This window comes from Pirellulales bacterium, from assembly GCA_033762255.1.
Classification (GTDB): domain Bacteria; phylum Planctomycetota; class Planctomycetia; order Pirellulales; family JALHPA01; genus JANRLT01.
Genome location: JANRLT010000021.1, coordinates 224038 through 247940, shown reverse-complemented (window position 1 = coordinate 247940; position 23903 = coordinate 224038). Strand labels below are relative to the sequence as shown.

Annotated in this window: 19 protein-coding genes and 1 other RNA gene; 11 read left to right on the top strand and 9 right to left on the bottom strand. The window is 56.3% G+C overall.

The annotated features are described in order from the left end of the window. Nucleotides 1–15: 15 nt before the first annotated feature. The 8 genes from SFX18_06585 to SFX18_06550 all read right to left on the bottom strand — a co-directional run bounded on the left by SFX18_06585 (nt 16) and on the right by SFX18_06550 (nt 11227). On the bottom strand, nt 16–1296 hold the full coding sequence (locus tag SFX18_06585; GenBank protein MDX1962800.1) for a hypothetical protein: 1281 nt from the start codon (nt 1294–1296) through the stop codon (nt 16–18). Nucleotides 1297–1498: 202 nt separating this feature from the next. Further along, the gene (locus SFX18_06580) at nt 1499–2758 is read right to left on the bottom strand and encodes an amidohydrolase family protein (GenBank protein MDX1962799.1); all 1260 of its coding nucleotides are present in this window, start codon (nt 2756–2758) and stop codon (nt 1499–1501) included. A 28-nt stretch (nt 2759–2786) separates the two neighbouring features. After that, nucleotides 2787–5117, bottom strand: a complete 2331-nt coding sequence (locus tag SFX18_06575; GenBank protein ID MDX1962798.1) for an ABC transporter permease — start codon at nt 5115–5117, stop codon at nt 2787–2789. A 21-nt stretch (nt 5118–5138) separates the two neighbouring features. Then, the gene (locus SFX18_06570; protein ID MDX1962797.1) at nt 5139–5900 is read right to left on the bottom strand and encodes an ATP-binding cassette domain-containing protein; all 762 of its coding nucleotides are present in this window, start codon (nt 5898–5900) and stop codon (nt 5139–5141) included. Nucleotides 5901–6243: 343 nt separating this feature from the next. Then, on the bottom strand, nt 6244–6744 hold the full coding sequence (locus tag SFX18_06565) for a glutathione peroxidase (protein ID MDX1962796.1): 501 nt from the start codon (nt 6742–6744) through the stop codon (nt 6244–6246). A gap of 132 nt (nt 6745–6876) precedes the next feature. Further along, nucleotides 6877–7956, bottom strand: a complete 1080-nt coding sequence (locus tag SFX18_06560) for a WecB/TagA/CpsF family glycosyltransferase (GenBank protein MDX1962795.1) — start codon at nt 7954–7956, stop codon at nt 6877–6879. Between the two features lie 108 nt (nt 7957–8064). After that, on the bottom strand, nt 8065–9384 hold the full coding sequence (locus SFX18_06555; protein MDX1962794.1) for a glycosyltransferase family 4 protein: 1320 nt from the start codon (nt 9382–9384) through the stop codon (nt 8065–8067). Between the two features lie 280 nt (nt 9385–9664). Further along, on the bottom strand, nt 9665–11227 hold the full coding sequence (locus tag SFX18_06550) for a CehA/McbA family metallohydrolase (protein MDX1962793.1): 1563 nt from the start codon (nt 11225–11227) through the stop codon (nt 9665–9667). Nucleotides 11228–11594: 367 nt separating this feature from the next. On the opposite strand from SFX18_06550, the gene SFX18_06545 reads away from it, so the two are divergent. The 7 genes from SFX18_06545 (at nt 11595) to SFX18_06515 (ending at nt 19726) form a co-directional block, all read left to right on the top strand. After that, nucleotides 11595–12788: a hypothetical protein gene (locus SFX18_06545; GenBank protein ID MDX1962792.1), complete on the top strand. Its 1194-nt coding sequence runs from the start codon at nt 11595–11597 to the stop codon at nt 12786–12788. Between the two features lie 309 nt (nt 12789–13097). Then, nucleotides 13098–14315, top strand: a complete 1218-nt coding sequence (locus SFX18_06540) for a PQQ-binding-like beta-propeller repeat protein (GenBank protein MDX1962791.1) — start codon at nt 13098–13100, stop codon at nt 14313–14315. A 581-nt stretch (nt 14316–14896) separates the two neighbouring features. After that, on the top strand, nt 14897–15346 hold the full coding sequence (locus tag SFX18_06535) for a hypothetical protein (protein MDX1962790.1): 450 nt from the start codon (nt 14897–14899) through the stop codon (nt 15344–15346). Between the two features lie 399 nt (nt 15347–15745). Continuing rightward, nucleotides 15746–16411 carry a TetR/AcrR family transcriptional regulator gene (locus tag SFX18_06530; GenBank protein MDX1962789.1) on the top strand — a complete coding sequence of 222 codons (666 nt, stop codon included), beginning with the start codon at nt 15746–15748 and terminating at the stop codon, nt 16409–16411. Beyond that, nucleotides 16408–17547 carry an FtsX-like permease family protein gene (locus SFX18_06525; protein ID MDX1962788.1) on the top strand — a complete coding sequence of 380 codons (1140 nt, stop codon included), beginning with the start codon at nt 16408–16410 and terminating at the stop codon, nt 17545–17547. Before SFX18_06530 ends, SFX18_06525 begins: the two co-directional genes overlap by 4 nt. A 234-nt stretch (nt 17548–17781) precedes the next feature. After that, nucleotides 17782–18519, top strand: a complete 738-nt coding sequence (locus tag SFX18_06520) for an ABC transporter ATP-binding protein (protein MDX1962787.1) — start codon at nt 17782–17784, stop codon at nt 18517–18519. A 106-nt stretch (nt 18520–18625) separates the two neighbouring features. After that, nucleotides 18626–19726, top strand: a complete 1101-nt coding sequence (locus tag SFX18_06515) for an efflux RND transporter periplasmic adaptor subunit (GenBank protein MDX1962786.1) — start codon at nt 18626–18628, stop codon at nt 19724–19726. Nucleotides 19727–19747: 21 nt separating this feature from the next. Here the strand turns inward: SFX18_06515 and SFX18_06510 are convergent, their stop codons facing one another. Next, nucleotides 19748–19969, bottom strand: a complete 222-nt coding sequence (locus SFX18_06510) for a hypothetical protein (protein MDX1962785.1) — start codon at nt 19967–19969, stop codon at nt 19748–19750. A 284-nt stretch (nt 19970–20253) separates the two neighbouring features. Between SFX18_06510 and rnpB the strand changes: the two genes are divergently transcribed. From rnpB to SFX18_06490, 4 genes are all read left to right on the top strand, one after another. Next, nucleotides 20254–20660: RNase P RNA component class A (gene rnpB, locus SFX18_06505), an RNA gene on the top strand. 48 nt (nt 20661–20708) lie between these two features. Then, nucleotides 20709–21044, top strand: a complete 336-nt coding sequence (locus SFX18_06500) for a VOC family protein (protein ID MDX1962784.1) — start codon at nt 20709–20711, stop codon at nt 21042–21044. A 430-nt stretch (nt 21045–21474) separates the two neighbouring features. Continuing rightward, a complete protein-coding gene (xylB, locus tag SFX18_06495; protein ID MDX1962783.1) occupies nt 21475–23007 on the top strand; it encodes a xylulokinase in 1533 nt (510 codons plus the stop codon). A gap of 282 nt (nt 23008–23289) precedes the next feature. Continuing rightward, a complete protein-coding gene (locus SFX18_06490; GenBank protein MDX1962782.1) occupies nt 23290–23862 on the top strand; it encodes a Uma2 family endonuclease in 573 nt (190 codons plus the stop codon). The last annotated feature ends 41 nt before the right edge of the window (nt 23863–23903 follow it).

Sequence of the window (23903 nt, the reverse complement as noted above, 5' to 3'; positions counted from 1 at the left end):
TCCGCTGACACACGGCTAAGGCCCTGACTCTAACGCCGCGTCCCAAGCGTCACTCTCGGCGGTTGGGGATGGGGCTATTGATTCACGCGGTAACCACCGGACTCCTCCGCGCAAGATTGATTTCCATACCGAAGGAGTTTCTTTCCCACTGGTAGGTTGGCCTGGCTGTTTTTGGTTGTTGGATTGGATATCCGCGGGGAGTGCGGATTCTTTTTCAGGTCCAAGCCCCCCCAGCACGCCTTGAAACCCCCGCCATGATTTGCGCCAGGCCGACTCCGCCGTGGGAATTTCCCACTCTTGCGCCGCTAGTGCCCAATCGGGAATTTCCCAGACATTGACAGCCGCCAAAGCCTGCGCGTTGGGCTCTAGATCAAGTGTTTCGCGCAGCCTTTGTTGCTTGTGTGCTTGCGATTTGGCCCACATGGCGGATGTTTCCACCAGATTGGCCCTGGTAAACGCCAGTTTGAAGTTTTGGATAAAGCTTTCTTGCAGCAATACCTGGCCCATTTCATCGACCCATAGTCGCGCGCGGGGACGGCGCTGGTTGGTTCCCAAAGCGCCCGAGTCGGGCCGCATGGTCACCACCAACACGGGATGCAGGTCATTTTGCCATAATAAAATATCCCGCCGCTCGACTGTGGCCTGATACATTTCGACCGGGGAGGATGTCGTCACCCGAAATGGACTATAAATGGGAACCGTCCACGTTTGGCCCACGGTCAATCCCGGCAGCCGCGACATGGGGGAAAGGTCGTTTCCCAGCACCACGTTGCCCGGCAATTCGAGCTTGGTAAATTGCTGGCTCTGGTTAAAAATAACGATTTGTAATTTTTCGTTGCGTAACTGCCCGGTGACGCGGATTGGTTCGGGCAGTTCGGGGCTAGTGAGATGAAATGATAATGATTGCAACAAACCGTGTGGGTCGATAACGATTTTGCTATCGGCGTCGAGGTGAATCTTGCCTAAGCCGCGTACGCGGCTGTCCCATAATCCGCGAAACAGGACCGGCAGTAATTCGTCCACCGGCAAAAAGTCAAAATGGACATGGCTTTGCACCGTGGTGTAGTTTTGATCGTCGCATTCATAATGCGTCACCGCCCAACCCATGGGCTTGTCCCGCCAGGTCATCTGCCACCCGACTGGGCGCGGACGGGAAATGGCGGCATTTCCATAAATTGAACGGTAAGAAGGGGGTTCCCCCATTTGCAGCGGTGGCAATAGTTTTGTCACCAGCAACCAACCCATGGAGGTTACCCAAAACGCCACAACCAAGCCGGCAAACCAGCGATGCCCCATGATTGAGTGCCTCGATCTGGAAGAAAATAGGTGCCGTGCCGTCAAAACTGGCACGGCGGTTTGGTAGGGGCTAACCTGGTGTTATACCTGTCGAGCCCGGTTGATATTCGCATTTTAACAAATAAGGTTGCCCCGCTCGCTAGAATTTTTGTGTTTTTTGGGCAGCAGCGAAAATTTAATTTTCCGGCAGAGGGAGGGCAACTTAGAGCCAATCTCCCCGCAAACAGGTGGCGGCTACCCGTGCCGACGGGTCATACAACAGCGACTCCCACCCGGATAATTTTCCCGCCTTCCCTGATATTACGGACATATTTGCCCTTTTTGCCACCTCTAAACTGCCAATTTCCCCAGCCTTACCCAGGGCCTTTGCCCCCTCCAGAGTTCCCATTGTTAATATTTTTTCTGGCTCGATAGCAACATTTCTTTCCGCTAACCACTGCATTTCCCGCCAGAGGGAAAGATCGGGATTGGAGGCCCGGCTGTCCGTTCCCAGAGCCACCGTTACCCCCTCCTTTTGCATAATTTGCCACGGATGCGGGGCATGGCCAAAGAAATCATGGGTGCGGGGGCAATACACGACACTCATGTGGTCGGCGTTTTTTGCTAATAAATCAATTTCCGCCGTACCCAGGTAATTGCCATGGACCACCAGGGCCCGGGGAGCGGTTGCCAAGATTTGCAATAGATCATGGACCGTGCGCGCCGATCCGCGCAGATCTTCACGCCAGACACCCGCCCCAAACAGCATTTCCATCAACGGCCCGCGACCAGTGTGCAAAAACTCCAATTCCGCAGGGGTCTCGGCCAAATGCATCGCCAGGGGAAGTTGGTGCAGGCATGATAACCGTACTAATTCGTGCAAGAGGTCTGCGTGAACGGTATAGGGGGCATGGGGGCTTACTCCCGGTTGCCAAACGTCCGCGGGTCCAGGCCGTGACGCTAGAGAATGATCGTGCCGTACCGAATCATAGCCGCATCGGCGGGAAATCTCGGTAATCTTGGCGGGAACGTCTGTTTGGCTAAAACAGATGGCTTCTTGGAATAGCACGGCGTCGGGGACCGGCCTTGCCGAAAAAGCCTGATCAGTAAGCCAACCTTGCGTGTCAATTTCACCCACGGTCGTGACGCCCGAAGCCAAGCTTTCGCGCACGCCAGCCATAAGTGCCTGCTGGCGATCCATGGGCGTTTGAGATTGACGCCATTTCACCACCAGTCGCAGCCAATCTGTAAATGGCATGCCGCGCTGGCCCAACGGTGCCGGTAACGTGCTAAATTCCCAGTGCGTATGGGCATTGACCAGACCCGGCAGGATCGCCACGTCCCCCAGATCCACAGGTGTTTCCCCGGACCAGCAGTGGGCAGTTTCGATGGCGGAAATTTTTCCAGCGGCGAAGGCAATCACGCCGTTTTCGATGGGAGGCGTGGTCACGGGGACCAGCCATTTAGCGCGATACGCGGGCATGATTACGTAACTCGCACATAAAATCGAATTAGGTCATTTCTAACTGCCGATTTTCCTGGATCGCGTCCCAAACGGTCTCCTCTTCGGTCCGTTCTTGCGGCAAGCGGCCAAACCAAGCCAGGATTACCCCGGAAATCAGCAATGCCAGAATGGTGATGGCTGGAGTAAAGGTAAATGTTCCGCTTTGATCCGCCGTGGTCCCGCGGACCAGCATCCATTCTAGCCAAGGGGCCTGCTGGGCGGCCGCCGTGGCGACAAAAAAGCCGAGCGCGTTATGTAGCGCGTGAAACGTAAAGCTGGGCAAGATGCTATTAGATTTGACGGCTATATAGCCCAGCACCACGCCTAGGATCATCGCACTGAGGGATTGTTGAATAATGGTATGGGTAATGCCAAAGAAGAACGCGGAGAGCAAAATTGCCCGGCGGCGACTGCCCCAGTGGCGCAGTCCGCTGAGGATGAACCCGCGAAAGGCTAGTTCTTCGCAAATGGCGGGTAGCAAGGCCAATAACACATAAGGCAACCAGGCCGGGCCGGTCTGTAGGGGTTGCAGGTGCACCTGCAACGCGGCCTGGTTCTCGGCGGAGATTGGATAGAGCACTTGTAGCAGATGCGCCAATAAATGCGTCGCTGGTTGCAGCACCAAGGCTAGTAACGCCGCCAATGCCAGCGTGATCAGTCCGCTTAGCCACCAGGCGCGATCCGCCGCGGGGGCGGGGGCCGACTGGGCGGAGGCTAACTCCACCGTTACCCGCCGATAACCGGGCCAATGCAGCAACAGCGTCTTATCCGGACGCGTTGTCAGCATGATCGTCATGAGCAAGCTGGGCGTGGCGATCACGACCAGTTGCGAAATGAGCACGAGGGTTACCAGCGACTTGAGCGTGGGAAGGCCCCCCGTCCCATGGCTGGCCAGCAACCAATTAACAAAAAATTGCACGATCAAAATGAGCAAGGCGCAGGCCAGACCCATCGCCACATTGGGTGTTTCACGGCGATCACGGAATAAATGCCAGATCCACAGGCGGAGATCAAATCGCTCGCTTTCACGGAAGAGAATTTCCTCGCGATTAAATTGATCCACGGCCCAGCGCACCGCGACCCAACAACCTAGTCCCGTGACCACGGTAACCGGCAAAAAATAGGGCCATACCTTGAGAAATTCCCCTTCTAATAGGCTCCGCAACAAAAGAATCAAGCCGCTGATCGGCAACAACGCGTTGCCCAAGGTAAGCTCCATGCGGGGATCCATGGGAAGGATGGCAAGCGGCAGCACGCACAGCATGAGGGGCATCATATAAAACTGCCCTTCCTTGCTGCTGCGGGCAAATGACGCCAGCGCCACGCAAAGCGCGCTGAATAAAATCGCCACCGGGATCAATCCCAGCACCAGCCAACCCATGGTTTCCAGCGGGGGGACGCCGAGTTCCTTGGAATTGACCACGCTTTCTAATTGCTTAAAGATAAACAATCCCGTTAGGCCGATGCTAAGCAAATTCAATAGCGAAGTCCCGACACTAAACAGCATGACGGTTAGCATTTTTCCCGTGACGATTTCCTCGCGCTCGGCGGGACTGCAAAGCAATGTCTCTAGCGTACCGCGTTCTTTCTCCCCTGCGCACAGGTCAATCGCCGGATAAAAGGCCCCCGTTAACGCCCACAGGATTAAAAGCATGGGCAAAATACGGGACCAGGTGGCCGCGCTTTTTTGCTCTGGCTGGGCCAGTTCCACGGTGTCGAATTCAAACGGGCGTAGCGCCTGGGGGGGAACCTGCGTGTCCGAAAGATTTTTTTGTGAAATCGCGCTTTGCCAGCGGCGGAGGACTTCTTGGACCTGATGCAGGGCCAGGACCGACTTTTGCCGGGCGGTATTGCTAAAAATTTGCGGCTGGGGCATCCGCGGGGGAGAGTCCAAATGCGCGGTTCCCTGACGGACCGCCAACAGCCAGGTGTGAAATTCATTCAGGCTGGCGGCAAAATTCGCCGGAAAAGCCACGACCACGTCATAATTCTCTTCCTCGATCCAGTGACGGGCTTGCTCCTTAAGATTGTTGGGCCAGGCGTTAACATCGTCGGGCCAGTCTTGCTGCCGAATCTGAAAAGTGTTCAGGTCCTTGACCCATTTTTTGGAAAATTCCTCCCCCTGGACCAACGGCGGGTATTCGGCCGAGCGGGGCGCGCCGATGAGCAGCACTTTGGGGATGTGCTGCTTGAGAAACTGCGTCAATTGCATCACGCTCAGGCCCATCAGCGGATAGAGCATCAGCGGCAGGATGAACATCATAAATAGCATTCGCCGGTCGCGCAATTGATCGCGCACCTCGCGGCAAAAGATCAAAAATATGTTCGTCCAGTTCATACCGATGGGCGAAGGGGAAGCTTAGGCCGGGACAGGGACCGGGGAGGCGTCATGGTCGGAAATCAGGCGAAAAAACAACTCTTCAAAATCGTGTTCGTGGTGCCGGTCGCGCAGTTCGTCCAGCGAACCTTCGGTGAGGATCTTGCCGCGGTGAATAATGGCGATACGATCGCATAGTTTTTCCACTTCGCGCATGATGTGCGTCGAAAAAATGACGCACTTTCCCTGGTCGCGCAGTTCGGCCACTTCGCGAATGAGCGAGCGGGCCACCAGCACATCCAGCCCCGATGTCGCCTCGTCAAAAATCAACACCGGCGGATCGTGCACTAGCGCGCGGGCGATGGAGACTTTTTGCTTCATGCCGGTGGACATCTTGGCCCCCAGCAAGTCGCGGATTTCCCCCATCTGCAGCCGCTCAAATAGTTTTTCCATTCTGCCGCGCAATTCTTCGCCGGCAAATCCGTGCAACCGGCCAAAGTATTCCACCATTTCCCAGGCGGTCATTCGGTCGTACACCGCGGTGTTCATTGAGACAAACCCCAACTGCCGCCGGGCAAAGCTGGCCTGCGAGACCACGTCAAAGCCATTGAGCAGCGCGGTCCCCCCCGTCGGTCGCAGCAATGTGGCCAAGATCCGCAAGGCCGTGGTTTTCCCCGCACCGTTGGGCCCTAATAAACCAAAAATCTGCCCCGGCCGCGCGGAAAAACTGACACCCCCCAGTGCCACAAACGCCCCGCGCTGCAAATCGGTGTAATGCTTCGATAAGTCGCGGACTGTAATCATCAGGATCTATAAATTCTACTCGCCGCGTCAGCCAATACGACCAGCCATTCCGCCACACGCCAGCTTACCGTTTTTTGCGGGCTGGCACTACCAACTCTCCCATAGTTGGCGGACTTTCCAGGCCATCCCGGGGAGTTACAATCGTTAGAACCGGACGTTTGCCGCAAAGTCGGCCATTGGCAAACATAACGCGGTTGTGGGGATGAGCAGTTAATAAACGACTGTTAAAAAATGATCCGCTGGTGCCTTGCACATGAGCACGGCTGAGTTGGGAGAATCAGGGCGTTGAGTCAGTTAAACGGGCGTCACTATGTGTCCCCTGGTTTGTCAGACCGGCAGGAAATTAGCTAGTCGCGTTCATTGCTAGCAGCCGCTCGATTTCGGGGGCGATACTGGCTGGCGTCTCCATCGAGCCATACCGTTTGACCACCGTACCCGCGCGATCCACTAAAAATTTGGTAAAATTCCATTTGATCCCCTCCGTCCCCAAAATCCCGGGTTGGGCGGTTTTGAGCGCTTGATACAGGGGATGCGCCTGCGGTCCGTTGACGTCGATTTTGGCAAAGAGGGGGAACGTCACTTTGTAATTTAGCTGGCAAAACTGCTCAATCTCGGCCTCGGTCCCTGGTTCTTGATGCCCAAATTGGTCGCAGGGAAATCCCAGCACCGCGAACCCCTGGTCCTTGAATCGCAGATAGAGTTCTTCCAGACCCTGGTATTGCGGAGTAAAGCCGCAACGACTGGCCACATTGACAATCAACAGGACTTGGCCACGGTAAGGCTCTAGCGTGGTATTTTCCAGCTTGATTGTTTGAATCGGAATATCGTAGAGAGATGTTTGCATGGGAGTAGGTCCCGTCCGCCGGACGGGAGGGTGGTTGGGGGCAAAACGTGCTTTTTGCCTGCGTGGGTTGTGTGTTGGGGAAATGTGGACGTGGGGGGAGCGGGAATACGTGCAATCTGAAATTCGTAATTTTCAAATCGTTATTAATTCTACCCCGCTCTCCTGTTCCCGCCACTGCCGCGTCTGCCGTCGATCCCGCGCCAGATTTTGCCAGATCCGCCACAGATAGAGCGGATTTCCCACCAAATATCGCTGCCATTTGTGCGGTTGCTGTAACAAAATTTGCAACCACTCATAACCTAAGCCGCGCACCCAGCGGGGCGCGCGGGTCAAGTTTCCCCCCCAATGATCAAACAACCCCCCCACCGCCATGGCCAACTTGACGCCCAGCTTTTTTCGTTGGTGATGAATCCAGTTTTCCTGCAGTGGGTTGCCCATTCCCACCAATAGCAAATCCGGCTGGCACCGCGCGATCTCTTTTGCCATGGGACCCGCGGCCTCTCCCTGGACATAACCGTGATGGTACCCCGCCAGCCGCCACCCGCCAAACCGCGTTTGGGCGTACTCCGCGGCGCGGGCAATCGTCTGTTCGTCCGCCCCCAGCAAATAATAGCTGTACCCCTGATCGGCCAGTTGATAAAACATTCGCGGGACCAGGTCCGTGCCGTTGAGGTTTGCCCGCATCCGCGCGTGTTGCGCCCGCGCCCCCCAGCGGACGCCCGTGCCGTCGCCAAACACCCGCCACGCGGCGTTTAGCACGCCGCGAAATTCCGGATTGACGCTGGCGATATTAAGCGTATGGGCGTTCACATAATAAATTGGTCGGGTGACGCCGTCTGTTGCGGATAGGGCAAAATCCAACAGGGAAATTGCCCCTGAAAAATCCAAATTTGTTACGCCCACGCCTAACAGGGAGACGGCCTGGCTCCAACGATGTTGTAGCTCTTCCGGCAACCCGTCGTGCCACGTTGAATGACGGAGCAAACGCTGGTGATCTCTGTCGGCTTGCAGGGCCTCGGGAATTGCCTGTTCCCAAACTTGGGGCGGGTGGGTTTGCGCGCCCAGAAATTCCGGCTCGGGCAAGACCTGGGCCCGGCTGGCCAACTCGATGGCATTGGTTGAAGCGGGCGAAATGCCAGGCGACGCGGAACCATAGCCAATAGTGGTGGTGGTCGTTGTCGTATTTTCAACGGTGGCGATGTCGCGGGGCATGCGTGCTACCAGGAATCAAAATCGTTAAGGTGAAATGAGTGGTTCATCACGGTGCATCACGGTTCGCTCGCTTACCCCCCGTATAGGGGGCCGGGCGTGATTTGCAATTTACGGACCTAGAGCGAGACCTTTTGACAAAGAGTGGCGAGCGGATGGGGCCTGAGTGGCGAGAACATGCGCATAGAGTTGCTGCGTGCGGCGGGCCATGACCACGTCCGAAAATTCCGCCGCGTGGCATTGTTGCCCCGCCTGAATCATGCGAGCGCGGAGCTGGCTGGAATCTAGCAATTTCTCAATGGCACCGGCCAATTCCGCCGCGCTCTGTGGCTCGACCAAGAGGCCGTTTTGTTCGTGGCGGATGACATCAGTCACCCCGGGTACACGGCTGGCAACGATGGGTACGCCCGCGGCCAGGGCCTCGAGCAGGACCATCGGCATCCCCTCGGCCAGCACGCTGGGAAACGCCAACACATCCAGCATGTCCAGCTCCGCGTCGATGGGCTGGCAAAACCCGCGCCAGACAATGTGATCGCTTAATCCCAGATGTGCCGCGCGGGTTTTTATCTCTGCCTCATACGCGGATGTTTCAAAGCTTCCCACCACCCATAGCCGCAGCGCGGGAAAACGCGGCAAGAGTTGCGCCGCCGCGTCCAAAAACACCTCGAGTCCTTTGCGCGGCCGCAACCATGCCACAAACCCTAGTGTGGGACCGTTGTGGGATTGACTTGCGAAAGAATGGGAAGCTTCCACTAACTGCCGAAGGGGGCGCCCCGGCACGCCGTTGGGGATGACATGAATTTTATGTGCGGGAGCGCCGTGCTCTGTTAAGTAACGGGCCGTACTGTCCGAGACGGCAATCAGCCCCGCGCAGGACTGTAAAATACGGCGCTCCAGTGTGGCGTTAAGCCAAGTGGACCATTTACCCCCGACTTCCACTCCGGTCTGACCATGCACGTGATAGACCACTGGCGTGTTGGTCCACCAGCCAGCCAGGCTGGCGATGAGCGCCCCCCGGGCGCCATGCGCGTGCAGCAGTTGCACTTGTTGCGCACGGATGAGCCGCGCGAGTTTGTGCGCCGGGCGCAAATCGATCTTCCCCCGCATGGGAAAGGACCACAGCGGCACCTGCCGGGCAAGTCGCTGTTCGGGAAATTTGTTAGGTTTGACACAAACCAGACCATTCCATAATCCCAGCCGGTCAAATTGCTCCGCCAGTAAATCTTGGACACGCTCGGCCCCGGCGTAATGTTCGCCATTGACGACTTGCAGGACCCGCGGCGCGACGGATGGTGAAAGATAAGATTTTGGTGGGCAAGCCGGATTGGGCGCGATTGATTCTGGTCTGGAAACAGGGGTTTCCCAGACTTCAGCGCGCCCCCCCAATGCGACCAGATCCGGTACGGGGGGACAAACAGCGGTAGCAGGCAAAAGCGGCATGCGCAAGCATAGGTCATGCCTGGCCGCAAGCCGGAAAGTGTGGCAATTATGCGGTTTAGAAGGAAAAAACCGGCGGGGAGGAGAAGCTTACTGTAAAGATCGCGCTCCTGCGGAGCTGGGTGGGGCAATGGAATTGACTGCCGCACAGTTCCCTTTTTTATGTCGCGCTCCGCGGTTAACCAACAACCTTCACCCCCGCACCTCTGCTCCTCCTCACCCCACCTGATAAAGCAGCCTGCTCGGCAACGGAGTTGCCTCCTACAAATTTTGGCTATTCGACGACGGAATCGCCTCCACCTCTTTTTCCTAACTTTTGCCAGTACACCCTGGCTTGTTCCCACTGCGCGAGCCGCGCGGGCTGTTCGATGCCGGCAGGTTCTTCGGCGCGGATGGCCGCGATTTCCCGGTCCACCCAATCGATAAAAAACCGTGCTGCGGCGGGGTTGAATCGCTTTTGGTAATCAAACTCGACAAAAAACGGCCCGGTAGTGGCGTGGCGGTAGGTCGACTTTTCGTTTGTCACCGCCCGCAATAAAAACCAACCACTTTCGGTAAATGTGAGAGGGGGCACTTTTCCGCCAGATTTTTGGTATTCCGCCAAGCGGAGCTCATTCACGACCACGCCATTATGGACCACTTCGATGTAATCGATCTTGTCGCGGGTGGACAGCGTCAACTCCGGCAGTAGCTCCAGCGTTTCGCCTTTGCTGGCGGTAAACGTGTGCCCGGGATATTTACCCTCCACGGTGCAGCGCAGTAACGGCCCATTCGTCACCATGACCCGCCCCGCCCGGACCGCGGCCCACCACTTTTCCAGGGTTAATTCCCCCTCCACCTGGGCGTACACACGATTGTACCCCAGCGGGTTGGTGTTGGCCCCGGAACCGCTCCCCGCGGTCAGCGGCAGGCGCAGGCCGCATTCAAGCAGTTGATAATAGATGTGTTGACTCCAGCGCCCGTTGCCAAAGGGGGCGGGATAAAACTTTTTGTCGCGGGCGTAACCGTCGGCTTCATGATCCACGATTCCCCCGCGTAGCAAATGCCTATTAAGCAGTTGTGCGGAGTCCAGCTTTCCAGCCGCCACCAAGAGCGGCAACTCCCGCGAAAACAGCCGCGCCCCGTCCACCCAGCCGCGCTCGGCGTGCGCGGTCGCGGCGGTCTGGGCCAGCGTGGGCCAGAGATCGGCAGAGCGCGGTAAGGTTAGCGGCTGCCGCAGGTTAAATAAACCCAGCGCGCTGCCGTGCCGTTCGTCTCGCCCCCCCAGCAGATCAATCAGGCGATGATTGGGGTGCTCGGCGATCGGGGTTTTGGGAAGTGGGTTTTGTTTATTCCAAATCGTCTTGTCATTTTGCCAGGAGGTGAGCGCGACCACGTGCAACCCCTCGGCCGCCATGAGCAAGGGTAGATCGTCCACCGGACGCTGAGCATCCAGATCGCCCCCGTACCACCCTTCGTCGGCCAGGTTACAAAAATTTTTCAGATCGACGGTTTCAACATCATCGGCAAATCGATTGATCGTAAAATGCCCGCTGCGGATGAGCGACTCTGGCCCGCGTTCCATAGTAAAGGTGTAGTTGCCGCGCGGCAAACGGAGCACAATTTTATCGGTAATGACAACGTAGTCGCCATGTTGCAACGCCCCGGGGATTTTGACCGGCTTGCCCGCGGCGTTTTTTAGGTGCATGCGGCACACAGTCGGCTGTCCGGTGTCGCGGTCGATGACCCGCAGTTCCAGTTGGCCATCAGCGGCGCGTAGCACGCCTGGCCAGCCCCCAGCAAACGCTGTCAGCATTAGCCCCGTGCAGAACACGATTTCCCGTAACATCGCCAGCATTCTTTGTTCCTTGCCGCTCATAATATTTTCCACCCCACAGGCCGTGTTAGTACAGTGTCAAAGCCGCCGATTCGAGTTGGGCCGATCAGCCGTCGGGCGCTAACCCACGGTATTTGCCACTGTTCCATCAATCGTCGCGATCTATTCTTATGATAATTCCCCGCGCGTGCCCTCTCGCTAGATTTTCGTTCTGGCGAGGCTGGCCCACGCCCGCTGTCAAATTCTTTTGGTCGCATTCTGCCGGATATGACGGTCATCCGCCACGGGAAATTTCCCCGGGGAGTTGTTGGCGGGAGGGAGTGTCATCCGTTAGAATCAGGGGCATTCCCACCATTAACTTTCCCACCATACCACCCAAAAACTTGCCATGCTTTATCGAACCGTTTGCTTGCGGGGTCTGTGTTACTGCTTATTGGTCATGGGCTTGTTGGCCAAACCTGCCCCCGCCGCCGAGGTGCCGGCCCTGATCGCCGCGATCAAGTCCGCGGGCCAATCGACAGAAGGGTTTGCCGGGGCCAATGCCGCCGTAAAGGAACTCGCCCAGCAGTCGCTAGCCACGGTTCCCACGATTTTATTGGCGATGCGGGACGCCAATCCCAACGCGGTCAATTATCTGCGTAGCGCGGTCGAGGTGATTTTAGACCGGGCCGCCGCGAAGGGAGAGCAGCTCGCTCCGACCGTCCTGGAAAAATTTATCGCCGATCATGCCAATGGCGACCGCGGGCGCCGGATGGCCTATGAATTACTGACAAAAATCGACCCGCAAACCCCCGACCGCTATTTGCCCGATATGTTGGATGACCCCAGCCTGGAACTACGCCGCGACGCCGTGGCCAAGCTGATCCGCGACACCGACGCCGCCGTGGGGGAAAAACCCGCCAGCGAAGCCGCGCTGGCCGCGTATAAAAAAGCGTTTGCCGCCGCCCGCGATATCGATCAAATCGAAAGCCTGGCCAAGAAACTGCGCGACGCCGGACAGACGGTTGATCTGCCGCGGCAGTTGGGCTTTCTCATGGAGTGGCAATTGCTGGCCCCATTTGATAATACCAACCAGTCGGCTTTTAACATCGCCTATCCGCCAGAGGAAAAAATTGACTTAAAGGCCAAATACCAGGGCAAATCGGGCGAGATCGCCTGGCAGGCCCACACGACCAACAGCCCCACGGGCGAAGTGGACCTGAACGCGGCCCTGGGCAAGATCAAGGGGGCTGTGGCCTACGCCTACACCGAATTTGACGCGGATAAAGGGACGGATTGCCAATTTCGCCTGGGCTGCATCAACGCCAACAAAATCTGGTTGAACGGCGAACTCATCTGGCAGCGGGAAGTGTACCACGCGGCCAACGCCATCGACCAATACATCGCTCCGGCCAAGCTAAAACCGGGCAAAAACACGATTTTGCTCAAAATCTGCCAGAACGAGCAGACCGAGCAATGGGCCCAGGACTGGATGTTTCAACTGCGGGTCTGCGATAGCATTGGCACGGCGATATTAGCCGCCAACCGGCCGGAAACCCCTGCCGCGGCCCTCTCGCCCAAGCCCGCGGAAACACCGCAGTAAGGGGGGCGGGATACAAAGCCGCCGGTGGTATCGGCGGTTAGGAGGCGAGAGTAGATCCCGTCCGCCGGACGGGACTGGTGCAACAGTATGCGAGAGTCAAATTAGTTAGCCGCGACGCCCAGCGGAGCACTTAACGACATGCCATAATCCACACAAAACCGCCGATGGAATCGGCGGTAAAAGACGGTGGCAGACGCAGCATACTATCCCTGCTTGATGGCAGGAGAGGACGAGTGACAATAATTTATGCAACACAATTTTACATTCCATTTCATAAACAATCATCTTCACATGTTCAGAAATCCAACCATGCGCACAACTTCCCTCGCCATTTTTCCCTTCCTGTTTGCCCTTGCTCCTCTTTCCCTTTCTGCGGATTGGACCGGGTTTCGCGGCGATGGCACCAGCGTCGCCGCCGACCAAAAAACCCCGGTCAAATGGACTGCTGACGCCGATAAAGCGGAAAACATCGCCTGGAAGACGCCTCTGCCCGGTAATGGCGTCGCCTGCCCCATCGTCGTGGGGGATCGCGTTTTTGTTACCGCGGCCAGTGGCGGTAAAAACGACCGCCTGCATGTGATTTGCCTGGACAAGGCCACTGGCAAACAGCTCTGGGAGCGGCAATTTTGGGCGACGGGGCGCACGCTTTGCCACCCCAGCAGTTCCGTCGCCGCCAACACCCCCGCGACTGACGGCCAGCGAATTTTTGCGTTCTTTTCGTCCAATGATCTCATTTGCCTCGACCTGGATGGCAACTTGCAGTGGTACCGCGGCTTAACGGTCGATTACCCCCTGGCGGGGAATGACATTGGCATGTCCTCGTCGGTGGTCGTCGCCGATGGCGTGGTGATTGTCCAGTCCGAGGCCCAGGGAGATTCCTTTGCCGCGGGTTTTGACGCCAATACCGGCGAAACCAAATGGCGCATCGACCGCGACAAATCCGCGCATTGGGCGTCGCCGGTCGTGGCCGCTGGCAAAACCGCGGGCGAGTCGGTGGTTTTGCTGACCAATGGTAAAGGGGTCTCCGCCCATGACCCCAGCGACGGGCAGCAGATCTGGTTAAATGCCAAGCCATGCGACGGGATCAGTTCGTGCGTGTATGTCGGCGATGTGGCGTATGTGCCGGGGGATGGTCTGCGGGCGCTTAAATTTACCGGCAGTTCCAGCCCGGAATTGCTCTGGACCCAAAATAAGCTGAACGCGGGCGCCGCCAGTCCCATCGTCCACGACGGCAAGGTCTATGTCATCAATCGCGCGGGGGTGCTGAATGCCGCCGACGCCGCGACCGGCAACCCGCTCTGGCAATTACGGCTGAAGGGGCAGTTCTGGGCCACCCCCGTCATCGCCGACGGCAAGCTGTACGCCACCGCCAAGGACGGACTGATCCAGGTGGTCGATTTGACCAAGGAAAAAGGGGAAGTCCTGGCCGAAAACCCGCTGAATGAGGAAATCATGGCCACCCCCGCGATCGCTGACGGAGCGATCTTTGTGCGCAGCAATCAGCATGTGTGGAAGTTAGGGAAGTAGCGGCGACTTTTAGTCGCCGTGCCATGTAGGAGGCAACTCCGTTGCCGAAGTGAGAGACGGGAGACGGGAGACGAGAGATGGGAGACGAAGAAGCGGGGGCGGCGAGCGGTGGGCGTAAGTCCACCGGTACGCTAGCGACGTGGCATGGGCATTTTGCCCATGTGTGGTGAGGGACTGGACAAAGGGCTTGTGGCGGTAGAAAACTGGTTAGCCGCAACGCGCAGCGGAGCACGCTTTTGATATTCCGCAACTCACTCAAAGCCGCCGATGGTATCGGCGGTGTAGGAGGCGTGAGACGAGAGGGTGGCGGGGTCAAAACTTGTTTTTTGTCTCTGTGTGGGGAAGGGAGGACAATTGTAGGAGGCAACTCCGTTGCCGAAGCAGTTACACACAAGCGATGGTTTATCATTTTTCGCTATATCGATTTTGGCTGCGATATGCTGCAAGTATGTATTGGTTGCGTCGACCACTTTGATTCGCGATTTAATTTAACCTAAAGGACACTAAGTTAGAATCATGCAATTTATTAGCAATGAAAGTCCATTCCACTTTTATGCAACCCTGCAGTAGTTTACTGTTTCATGCAAAATCCCTACTCCGCGCCACAAACTGGTGATGATACGAGTTTGATCAATCCGCCCCAAATGCTTGGCGTGCTTTTGTATGCCGTGGGATTGGGGAGTTTGATAGGCATGATTACAAGTTTTATTAACGGATGGCTTGGGCCGGCATACTTCCATTACTTGATGAATTGGAATGATTCGATAATCATTCGGGCGGTTATTCAAGGGGCGATCGAAGGTGCTATTTACGGCGGGATAAACGGATTTGTATTGGGAGGGGTGGTCTTTTTTTGGTGTGGCGGAATTGCAAATCCAAAAGTCTTAAAACGATATGTGCTCATGACAGCCATCGCTGTCAGTGTAATTTGGTTAGTCGGAGGCATATTGGGGATATTGTTATTGCCTATGTATGCCAAGAATGTCTTAGGGCCTCCCACACCTTTTCCGCAACATTTGGCACATAATTGAGGATTCGCCTTTGCATTGGGTTCTATCAATCTGACTGTTCCGGCCTCTCTGCTTGTTACTTTGATTAGCGGTGTCGTATATGTTACAAATTCATCAAAATAGCTAGTTTTTTTGTTTGGATTTAAAAAAAAGTGAATATTTTCTGTCAGGAAATATCGTCGTAACTTATTAATAAATCATAGGTTACGAACTTTTTATTCATGCGCGATCGTAATATAAAAGCATTACGCCACTACCCAACCTAACGCCGATAGGTATTATTGTTGTGTAGGGCAAAATGATTGCGTTAGAACCGCCGTACGTTATTTTCGACGGCAAAGTTGCCTCTTCCGGTCCCTTCGGCGACAGATTCGCCCCGTACAGCTCATTCGGCGACGGACTCGCCTCCTACATACACCCATGAAACTCAGTTCCGCTGATCGCCGTGCCCAGGAAAAAGAGCGTGTCCGCACGCTGATCCTGGATGCCGCGCGCAAGTTGTTCCTCTCCGTCGGCCTGGACGGTTTTTCCATGCGCAAGCTGGGGGACATGATCGGTTACACGCCCACGGGAATTTATTTTCACTACGCGGACAAAGAGACGCTACTGCAGGCGCTCATGGACGAGGATTGCCAGGCATTGCGGCTCTCCGTGCAAAAATCGCTAGCCGAGGCCGACCCCGTTCGGCGGCTAATGCTGATCGGTTGGGGTTACGTGCAATTTGCACTCGCGCATCCTCAGCATTATCGACTGCTCATGATGACGCCGGGGCACACCCGCAGCGCCGAACTGACCAAGATCGAGCGCGGCAATCCCAACGAGGATGGCTACGCGTTCCTCCGCGCGGCGGTCGATTACGCCTTGGCTGCGGATGTTTTTCGGCCAGAGTATCACGACCACGAGCTGATTTCGCAAATGTTGTGGGCGACGGTGCACGGGATTTCATCCGCGTATATCGCCAAAGGACAGGATCAGTGGATTGACTGGCGGCCCGTGGAGGAGACTGCCCGGCACATGATCAAATCGATGCTGCGCGGCATGTTGCGCGACCCCGCGCGTATTACCCATGAGGAGGCGTTGCCATGAACTGGGTTGCGTTAAAAATGCTGATGGGGGATCGGGCGAAGTATCTAAGCCTGATTTTTGGCGTGGCGTTCGCCACGCTCCTCATGACGCAGCAAGTGTCGATCTTTATGGGGATCCTCACCCGCACGGGCAATCAAATTTTGGATGTGAACGACGCTGACATTTGGGTGATGGATCGGCATGTGCGATTTTTGGACGAAGCCCGCCCGATTCGCGATGGGCAGTTGGAACGGGTACGCGGCGTGGCGGGAGTCGCCTGGGCGGTTCCGCTGCACAAAGGGCAGGTGCTGTCCCGGCTGGAAAATGGCGAAACGCGCAATGTCTATTTGACCGGCGTGGACGATACGAGCCTGGCGGGAGCGCCGACAAAGTTGCTGGCGGGTAATTTATTGGATCTGCGGCAGCCGGGAGCGGTCATCATTGACAAGGCGGGTTATGAATACATGTGGGGAACGGAGCCATACCAATTGGGTCGGGAGTTTCACATCAACGACCGCCGCGTGGTGCTGGTCGGGGTGTGCGAGGTCGGGTCGCCGTTCTTTTCGGTGCCGATTATCTATTCGCGATTTTTAGAAGCGGCGCGGATCATGGCTCCCCGCGCCAAGGCGACCACGTTCGTCCTGGCAAAGACCGCGGCGGGCCAACCGGTGGAGACCGTCCGCAAAAACATTGAGGCCGCGACCGGTCTGACCGCGCTCTCGCGGGACCAGTTTTTTTGGAAGACGGTCTGGTACTTTATCGGTTCTACCGGCATTCCAATTAACTTTGGCGTGACGATCGCCCTGGGCTTTATCGTCGGCGCGGCTGTCACCGGCCAGACGCTCTATCTGTTTATCATCGAAAACCTGCGGCAATTTGGCGTATTAAAAGCCATGGGCCTACGCAACAGCCGGATCTTGCTGATGATTTTATTGCAATCATGCGTGGTCGGAGGATTGGGCTTTTGCATCGGGCTGGGCATGACCGCCATGTTTTTTATCGCGACTAGCGGCATCACCGCGCTCGCGGGGATACACATGACATGGCACGCGCTCGCGTTGACCAGCGCGGCGATCTGCGTCATTACCCTGGGCACAAGCCTGTTTAGCGCGCGAAAAGTGTTGGTCCTGGAACCCGCGGTCGTCTTCCGAGGGTAAGTGAGGTGACGAATAAACTTGTAGGAGGCGACTCTGTCGCCGAAAAGATAGACCCGTAGGAGGCGAGTCCGTCGCCGAAAAGAATAAATGTAAGCCACAGAGTCACGGAGGAGTTCGCAGAGAAGAAAGAGCATGTAGGAGGTGACTCCGTCGCCGAAGAATCCCCCCGTATTCTCAGTGAATATCACTGTGAATACAGTGCCATAGTGCTTTGAAAATTTGGAATCTAACATCATGCCAACAACTCTGCAATTGCCGGAAAGCCACACCAACTCGTCTAGAACCTCCCCTCCCGCGGTACAATGCCGGGGACTGACTAAGGAATTTGGCAAAGGGAATGCGCGGGCGACGGTCTTGCGCGGTGTGGACCTGGATGTGGCATATGGCCAGATGACCTTGTTGGTGGGGCCGTCTGGTTGCGGTAAAACCACGCTGATTTCCATTATCGCCGGTTTGTTGCAACCCACGAGCGGCCGGATTGAGGTTTTAGGACGTGATTTGACCACTTTGCGCGGAAACGCGCTGGTTGATTTTCGGGCCGCGCGGGTGGGCTTTGTGTTTCAACAGTACAATCTGCTCCCCGCGCTGACCGCCGCCGAAAACGCCGCCATTCCGCTGTTAATCGCTGGAAAACCGCGCTCCGCGGCGGTCGCCGTGGCGACCGAGGTCCTTTGCACGCTGGGCCTTCAGGATCATTTACACAAAAAAATCTCCCAATTGTCCGGCGGACAGCAGCAGCGGGTGGCGATTGGCAGGGCGCTGGTGCATGGGCCGGAACTGCTGGTGTGCGACGAACCGACTGCGGCACTGGACGCCGCCAGCGGCCAAACGGTGATGGAACTCTTGCGACAAACGGCGGTCCGGCCTGACCGGGCGGTGATCGTGGTCACGCACGATAGCCGTGTGTATCGCTTTGCGGATACCATCGCCACCATGAGCGACGGCGTGATCGAAAGTGTCGAACAAAGTTAAGCATGAATTTTATCCTGTGGCAAATAAATCGGGCCGTTGGCCCTTCCACTTGTAATCCATGATTTGACCTACGGCTCCAAACTCCATTCCTCCCACCTCCACCCCCATGTTGACTAAACTATCCGCGTTGTTCCTGCCCGTATTGGCCCTCGGCATGGGGGCCTTGGGCGTGTATCATGTCGCCACATCAGCCGCGCCGCAAGGAGCCGCGCTTCCCCCGTTGCCCGTGGTGGCAACACCCTACGCGCAAACCATTTCCGCGCGGGGAATGATAGAACCAGTCAGCGAGAATATTTCCGTTGGGGCGGCGATCTCGGGCATGGTCTGGGAAGTCTATGTTACAGTGGACCGCGTGGGGACCACGGTAAAGAAGGGGGAACCCCTGTTTCGAGTCGATGATCGACAACTCCAAGCGCAGTTGGGCGTCGCCTACGCCCAATTAAGCGAGGCCCGCGACCGCTTGGCCAAGCTGCAAGCGCTTCCACGTCCCGAGGAGCTTCCTCCGAGCGAAGCCCGCGTTAAACAAGCGGAAACACGCGTCGCCCTGGCGCGGGATCGGCACGCCCGCGCGCAGAAACTGCTATTGGAGCGGGCGACATCGGAAGAAGATGTCATTCGCGCGCGGTTGGAGCAAACTGTCGCGGAACAAGCCTGGCAAGAAGCCCGGGCGGCTCATCAGTTGCTCTTGGCTGGCGCTTGGGAGCCGGATAAGCAGGTCGCCCGCGCGGCGGTGTCCGCTGCCGAAGCGGCCGTCAGGCAGATCGAAACCGAAATTGAACGGGCGACGGTGCGGGCCCCCAGCGGCGGTCATGTCTTGCAGGTTAATGTGCGGGCGGGCGAATATGTCAATTTACAGGCGGGCAAGGCGCTGTACGTCCTGGGGGATCTGGATGAGCTGCGCGTGCGAGCTGAACTGGACGAAGAGGACGTGGCGCGGTTTGATCGGAACGGCGCGGCGGTGGCGATCTTGCGGGGCCAGCCAGAAAAAAAGTTTCCGTTAAGGCTTGTCCGGATCGAGCCGCTGGTCGCGGTAAAAAAGACCTGGACGGGCGACAACACTGAACGCTCCGACACGCGGGTGTTGCCGGTAATTTACCAGATCGACCCCGGCGAGACGAATTTGTATGTGGGGCAACAGGTGGATGTCCGGATCGAGGAAACCAACAAAATTTCCCATGTTAATAAACTGAATACCGCACCAAGGTAAATGTTTCTCTATCAACCAGCGTTATTCGTCCTCTCCCCGTTCCAGCTTAGCCGTTTTACCCCGCGTCCCCGGCCGACAGGCGACAAATACGCCCAACACTACTAGCAGGCCGGTAAAGACATACTGCAAGGTATAACCCTTGACCGCGGGTTTGGCTGGTTCCTCGCGCTGGGCCAGGACCGGATTTGCCGTGACAAAGATCAGGCCCAGGCTGAGAACCACAGGGCGTACAAATTTTGACAAGTGTGGCACAAGACGGGTCCAGGATGCCATTTTTTGCGGGTGATTATTCATAGCCCCGATTGTAATTTGCCCGGCCCCATTCGCCAAGCGTGCCGCCAGACGGGGCCAAGAGAGAATCGTGCCTGCCATCGTAAAAACGCAATTTTCATGGGGAAAAACCAATGCTTAAAGCCAAGTTATGCCGAGTTTTTTGCGCGAACACGGGCCAGCTTGCTCTTGTCCGCAAAATATCCCACGAAAATTCTCTCCTGCGAAAATTGTCATGGGCGGATATAATTAAAAATGGAGCGGACCGGAAGATCGCTGGTCGGGGTAATTCCCGGCGAGAGGAAAGTCCGGGCGCCGCAGAGTACAGTGGTGGGTAACGCCCACCGGCCGCAAGGTCAGGGACAGTGCCACAGAAAATAAACCGCCTGGCTGTCAATTTGGCAGTTCGGTAAGGGTGAAACGGTGCGGTAAGAGCGCACCAGCGGCGGGGTGACCCGTCCGGCTCGGCAAACCCCACTGGGCGCAAGGCCAAGCAGAAGGATCGTCGTCGTTCCCCGGGATCGACGCCGCGGGCTGACTCGGCTCGACCCCCCTTCGGGTAGGCTGCTGTTGAGTCGCGCTGCAAAGCGCGGCCTAGAGAAATGATCTTCGCGCTGGCCATTTGGCTGGCGTACAGAACCCGGCTTATAGGTCCGCTCCATTTTTTTGCTTTTTCTATATTTGCATCCTGGGAAAATTTACTTTTAAATCCATGACTCAAGCTCAACCACAGCAACCCCTGGCGACTGGCACCAACCTCGACTCCCTGCACCACGTGGCGATTTCGGTGCGGGACATTGCGGAGGCGGTCAACTGGTACACCAGCAATTTTCGCTGCACAATCAGCTATCAGGACGCCACCTGGGCGTTATTGACCTTTGCCAATACGCAGTTGGCGTTGGTCATTCCCGAACAGCACCCGCCGCATATCGCGTTTTCCCATCCGCAAGCGGAAAAATACGGCCCGCTCAAGGCCCACCGCGACGGCACCCGCAGCACGTATATCGCGGACTGCGCGGGAAATGTCGTGGAGCTGATGGCGGAATAGCGTGCAAAAAGTCGGAGCCGCAAAAATTACAACAACGCTGTAGGCCGCAAGAATAGCAAGAAATACTAAAAAGTAGTGAACTCGTGCTTTGTCAAAGTTAAAGATCCGAGTTAGGCATATCAGCCGCTGGGCACTAGCCCACGGTTCTTGTTCCTCTAAATGTGGGGTAGCGCGCTAAGGCTTATCCGATAATAAATTGTTGACAAAGCACTAGTGGGCAATGAGTTGAGCTGTAAAAGTCAAAAATAAGGCAAATGGCCGCAAGAATAGAAAAAAACACAAAAAAGTATTTATAATCACAAATTTATTGTGCACATTTCGGTCTGCTCTTAACTCGATTTGCGGGTTTTCCTCCTGGCAAGTTATAATCCCCCTACTTCGGTCGTGTTTTCACGAGGGGATTTCACTTTCTTTGGGAGTTGCGCGGACTATGGCTGTGTATTTGGGGATCGATATTGGCACGTCGGGCACAAAAACCCTGGCAATGGACGAGTCGGGCAAAATTTTGGCCGAAGCCACGGAGTTGTATCCCAGCCACCACCCCCAGCCCCTCTGGAGCGAGCAAGATCCCGACGATTGGTGGAATGCCACCGTGGCAACTATCCGGGCCGTTGTCAAAAAGGCCAAACTCAAACCGGCCGATGTCCGCGCGATTGGCCTCTCTGGCCAAATGCATGGGTCGGTGTTTTTGGACAAAAAAAACCAAGTCGTGCGGCGGGCGCTCCTGTGGAATGATCAACGTACCGCCGCCGAATGCGCTGAAATCGAACAGCGGGCCGGTGGACGCAAAAAACTGATCCAAATGGTTGCCAACCCCGCGCTCACCGGTTTTACCGCGCCAAAAATCCTCTGGCTGCGCAATCACGAACCAAAAAACTTTGCTAAAACGGTAAAAATTCTCTTGCCCAAGGATGACGTGCGGCGGCGTTTGACGGGGGAATTTGCCACGGATGTCAGCGACGCCAGCGGGATGCTGCTCTTGGATGTGGCAAAGCGAAACTGGAGCAAACCACTTTTATCCAAACTGGAGTTGGATGAAAACCTATTTGCCCGTTGTTATGAGTCCGAGGAAGTGACCGGCACCTTGACGGCGGAAGTCGCGGCTCAATTGGGCCTAACCACCGCGTGCAAAGTGGTCGGCGGGGCGGGGGACTGCGCGGCGGGGGCCGTGGGTAATGGCATCGTCAGAAGCGGCGTCCTTAGCACATCCATCGGCACGTCGGGCATCATGTTTGTCCATAGCGACAATGTCCAAATCGATCCCGCCGGGCGGCTACACACCTTTTGCCACGCGGTTCATGGCAAGTGGCACCTCATGGGCGTCAGCTTGAGCGGCGGCGGGAGCTTGCAGTGGTTTCGCAATCAACTGTGCGCGGCGGAAATAGCGGCCGGAAAAAAAACCAAGATCGATCCCTACGCCATCCTGACGGACGAGGCGGCCGCCGTCCCCACCGGTAGCGAAGGGCTGTTCTTTTTGCCGTACCTCAGTGGAGAACGAACGCCCCACGCCGATCCCGCCGCGCGGGGCTGCTTTATCGGCCTGACGCTGAAGCACACGCGGGGACACTTGGTGCGTTCGATCCTGGAAGGGGTCAGCTATGCCCTGCGCGACAGCCTGAGCATCATTCAGGAGCTGGGCGTGCCGGTAAAGCAAATTCGCGCCAGCGGCGGCGGCAGCAAAAGTCCCCTGTGGCGGCAAATCCAGGCCGATATGTTTGGTCAAAAGGTCGCCACACTGAACGCCGAGGAAGGTCCCGCCTATGGGGTGGCGCTGCTCGCGGCGGTAGGGGATGGAGCATATAAAAACATCGAAGAGGCGTGCGACGCCACGATCAAGATTGTAAAAGAGACCCCCGCGAATAAAGCGGCGGCCAAGTTTTATGATCGTGGCTTTCCGTTTTACCAACAGCTCTACCGCTCGCTCAAGAACGATTTTCAGGCGATCGCCAAGCTGGCGGAATAGACGCGTCAGTACGGCCCGGCCGGTTAACGACGCCGATACGCTGCGTTGGATGTGGGTAAGTCGGGATTTGTATCCCCACATTCGAGATCCCGTAGTAAAATGGGGGTAATTTCCAAGTTCCTAATTGTTTAGTCATTTGAAATGTTAAGAATAAACCGGACGCTAGCGCGTGGCGGCTGTAGGTTGTTGCTGTGGCGAAATCAGCCGCCGGGCGCTAGCCCACGGTTTCTGTGCCGTAAACGGCTAAACAGTTACCCAAGTTCAACTTTTTTTTAGCCTAACATGTCCACCCAACCCATCCAAAAATATACCGTTGATGAGTACCTGGCGATCGAAGCGACGTCCGAATTGCGCTATCAATTTTATCAGGGTGAAATTTTTGCGATGGCTGGGGGAAGCCTAAGCCATACCCGCATCGCACACAACTTGCATTGTTTAGCAAATCAGGAATTACGCGATACCGGGTGTGAATATCTCGGGGAAGGGATGCGCGTTTATTGCTCCCCCAGCTTGTACACTTATCCCGATGGATTGATTGTGTGCGGCGAACCGTTTTTGGATGGGCGATACACTCCTTCGCTTGTCAATCCGCGAGTGATTTTTGATATTTTATCCCCTTCGACGGAAAACTTTGACCGGGGGCAAAAATTTATTCAATACCAGAGGATTGCCACGCTTTGTGACTATGTTTTGATCTCGCAGTTTGAGCCGCACTGCGACCATTATGTAAAGACAGAACATGAGGGCTGGAAGTTGCGCTGTATAGATGGACTGGACGCCAGGATCGAGCTTTCCTGTGTTTCCTGTGAATTACCGCTGCGCGATTTGTATGACCGGGTGGTCTTTGAATCATGATGTTGTAACAGTTTAGCTGTTAGGAATATTGTGATGAACTC

Excerpts from the sequence above, each read along its gene's own strand:
- SFX18_06535 (MDX1962790.1), top strand. The coding sequence starts at position 14,897 with ATGCAAAATCCCTACTCCGCGCCACAAACTGGTGATGATACGAGTTTG.
- SFX18_06545 (MDX1962792.1), top strand. The coding sequence starts at position 11,595 with ATGCTTTATCGAACCGTTTGCTTGCGGGGTCTGTGTTACTGCTTATTG.
- SFX18_06500 (MDX1962784.1), top strand. The coding sequence starts at position 20,709 with ATGACTCAAGCTCAACCACAGCAACCCCTGGCGACTGGCACCAACCTC.
- SFX18_06580 (MDX1962799.1), bottom strand. The coding sequence starts at position 2,758 with ATGCCCGCGTATCGCGCTAAATGGCTGGTCCCCGTGACCACGCCTCCC.
- SFX18_06540 (MDX1962791.1), top strand. The coding sequence starts at position 13,098 with ATGCGCACAACTTCCCTCGCCATTTTTCCCTTCCTGTTTGCCCTTGCT.
- SFX18_06525 (MDX1962788.1), top strand. The coding sequence starts at position 16,408 with ATGAACTGGGTTGCGTTAAAAATGCTGATGGGGGATCGGGCGAAGTAT.
- SFX18_06585 (MDX1962800.1), bottom strand. The coding sequence starts at position 1,296 with ATGGGGCATCGCTGGTTTGCCGGCTTGGTTGTGGCGTTTTGGGTAACC.
- xylB (MDX1962783.1), top strand. The coding sequence starts at position 21,475 with ATGGCTGTGTATTTGGGGATCGATATTGGCACGTCGGGCACAAAAACC.
- SFX18_06515 (MDX1962786.1), top strand. The coding sequence starts at position 18,626 with ATGTTGACTAAACTATCCGCGTTGTTCCTGCCCGTATTGGCCCTCGGC.
- SFX18_06575 (MDX1962798.1), bottom strand. The coding sequence starts at position 5,117 with ATGAACTGGACGAACATATTTTTGATCTTTTGCCGCGAGGTGCGCGAT.
- SFX18_06530 (MDX1962789.1), top strand. The coding sequence starts at position 15,746 with ATGAAACTCAGTTCCGCTGATCGCCGTGCCCAGGAAAAAGAGCGTGTC.
- SFX18_06565 (MDX1962796.1), bottom strand. The coding sequence starts at position 6,744 with ATGCAAACATCTCTCTACGATATTCCGATTCAAACAATCAAGCTGGAA.
- SFX18_06550 (MDX1962793.1), bottom strand. The coding sequence starts at position 11,227 with ATGCTGGCGATGTTACGGGAAATCGTGTTCTGCACGGGGCTAATGCTG.
- SFX18_06490 (MDX1962782.1), top strand. The coding sequence starts at position 23,290 with ATGTCCACCCAACCCATCCAAAAATATACCGTTGATGAGTACCTGGCG.
- SFX18_06570 (MDX1962797.1), bottom strand. The coding sequence starts at position 5,900 with ATGATTACAGTCCGCGACTTATCGAAGCATTACACCGATTTGCAGCGC.
- SFX18_06560 (MDX1962795.1), bottom strand. The coding sequence starts at position 7,956 with ATGCCCCGCGACATCGCCACCGTTGAAAATACGACAACGACCACCACC.
- SFX18_06520 (MDX1962787.1), top strand. The coding sequence starts at position 17,782 with ATGCCAACAACTCTGCAATTGCCGGAAAGCCACACCAACTCGTCTAGA.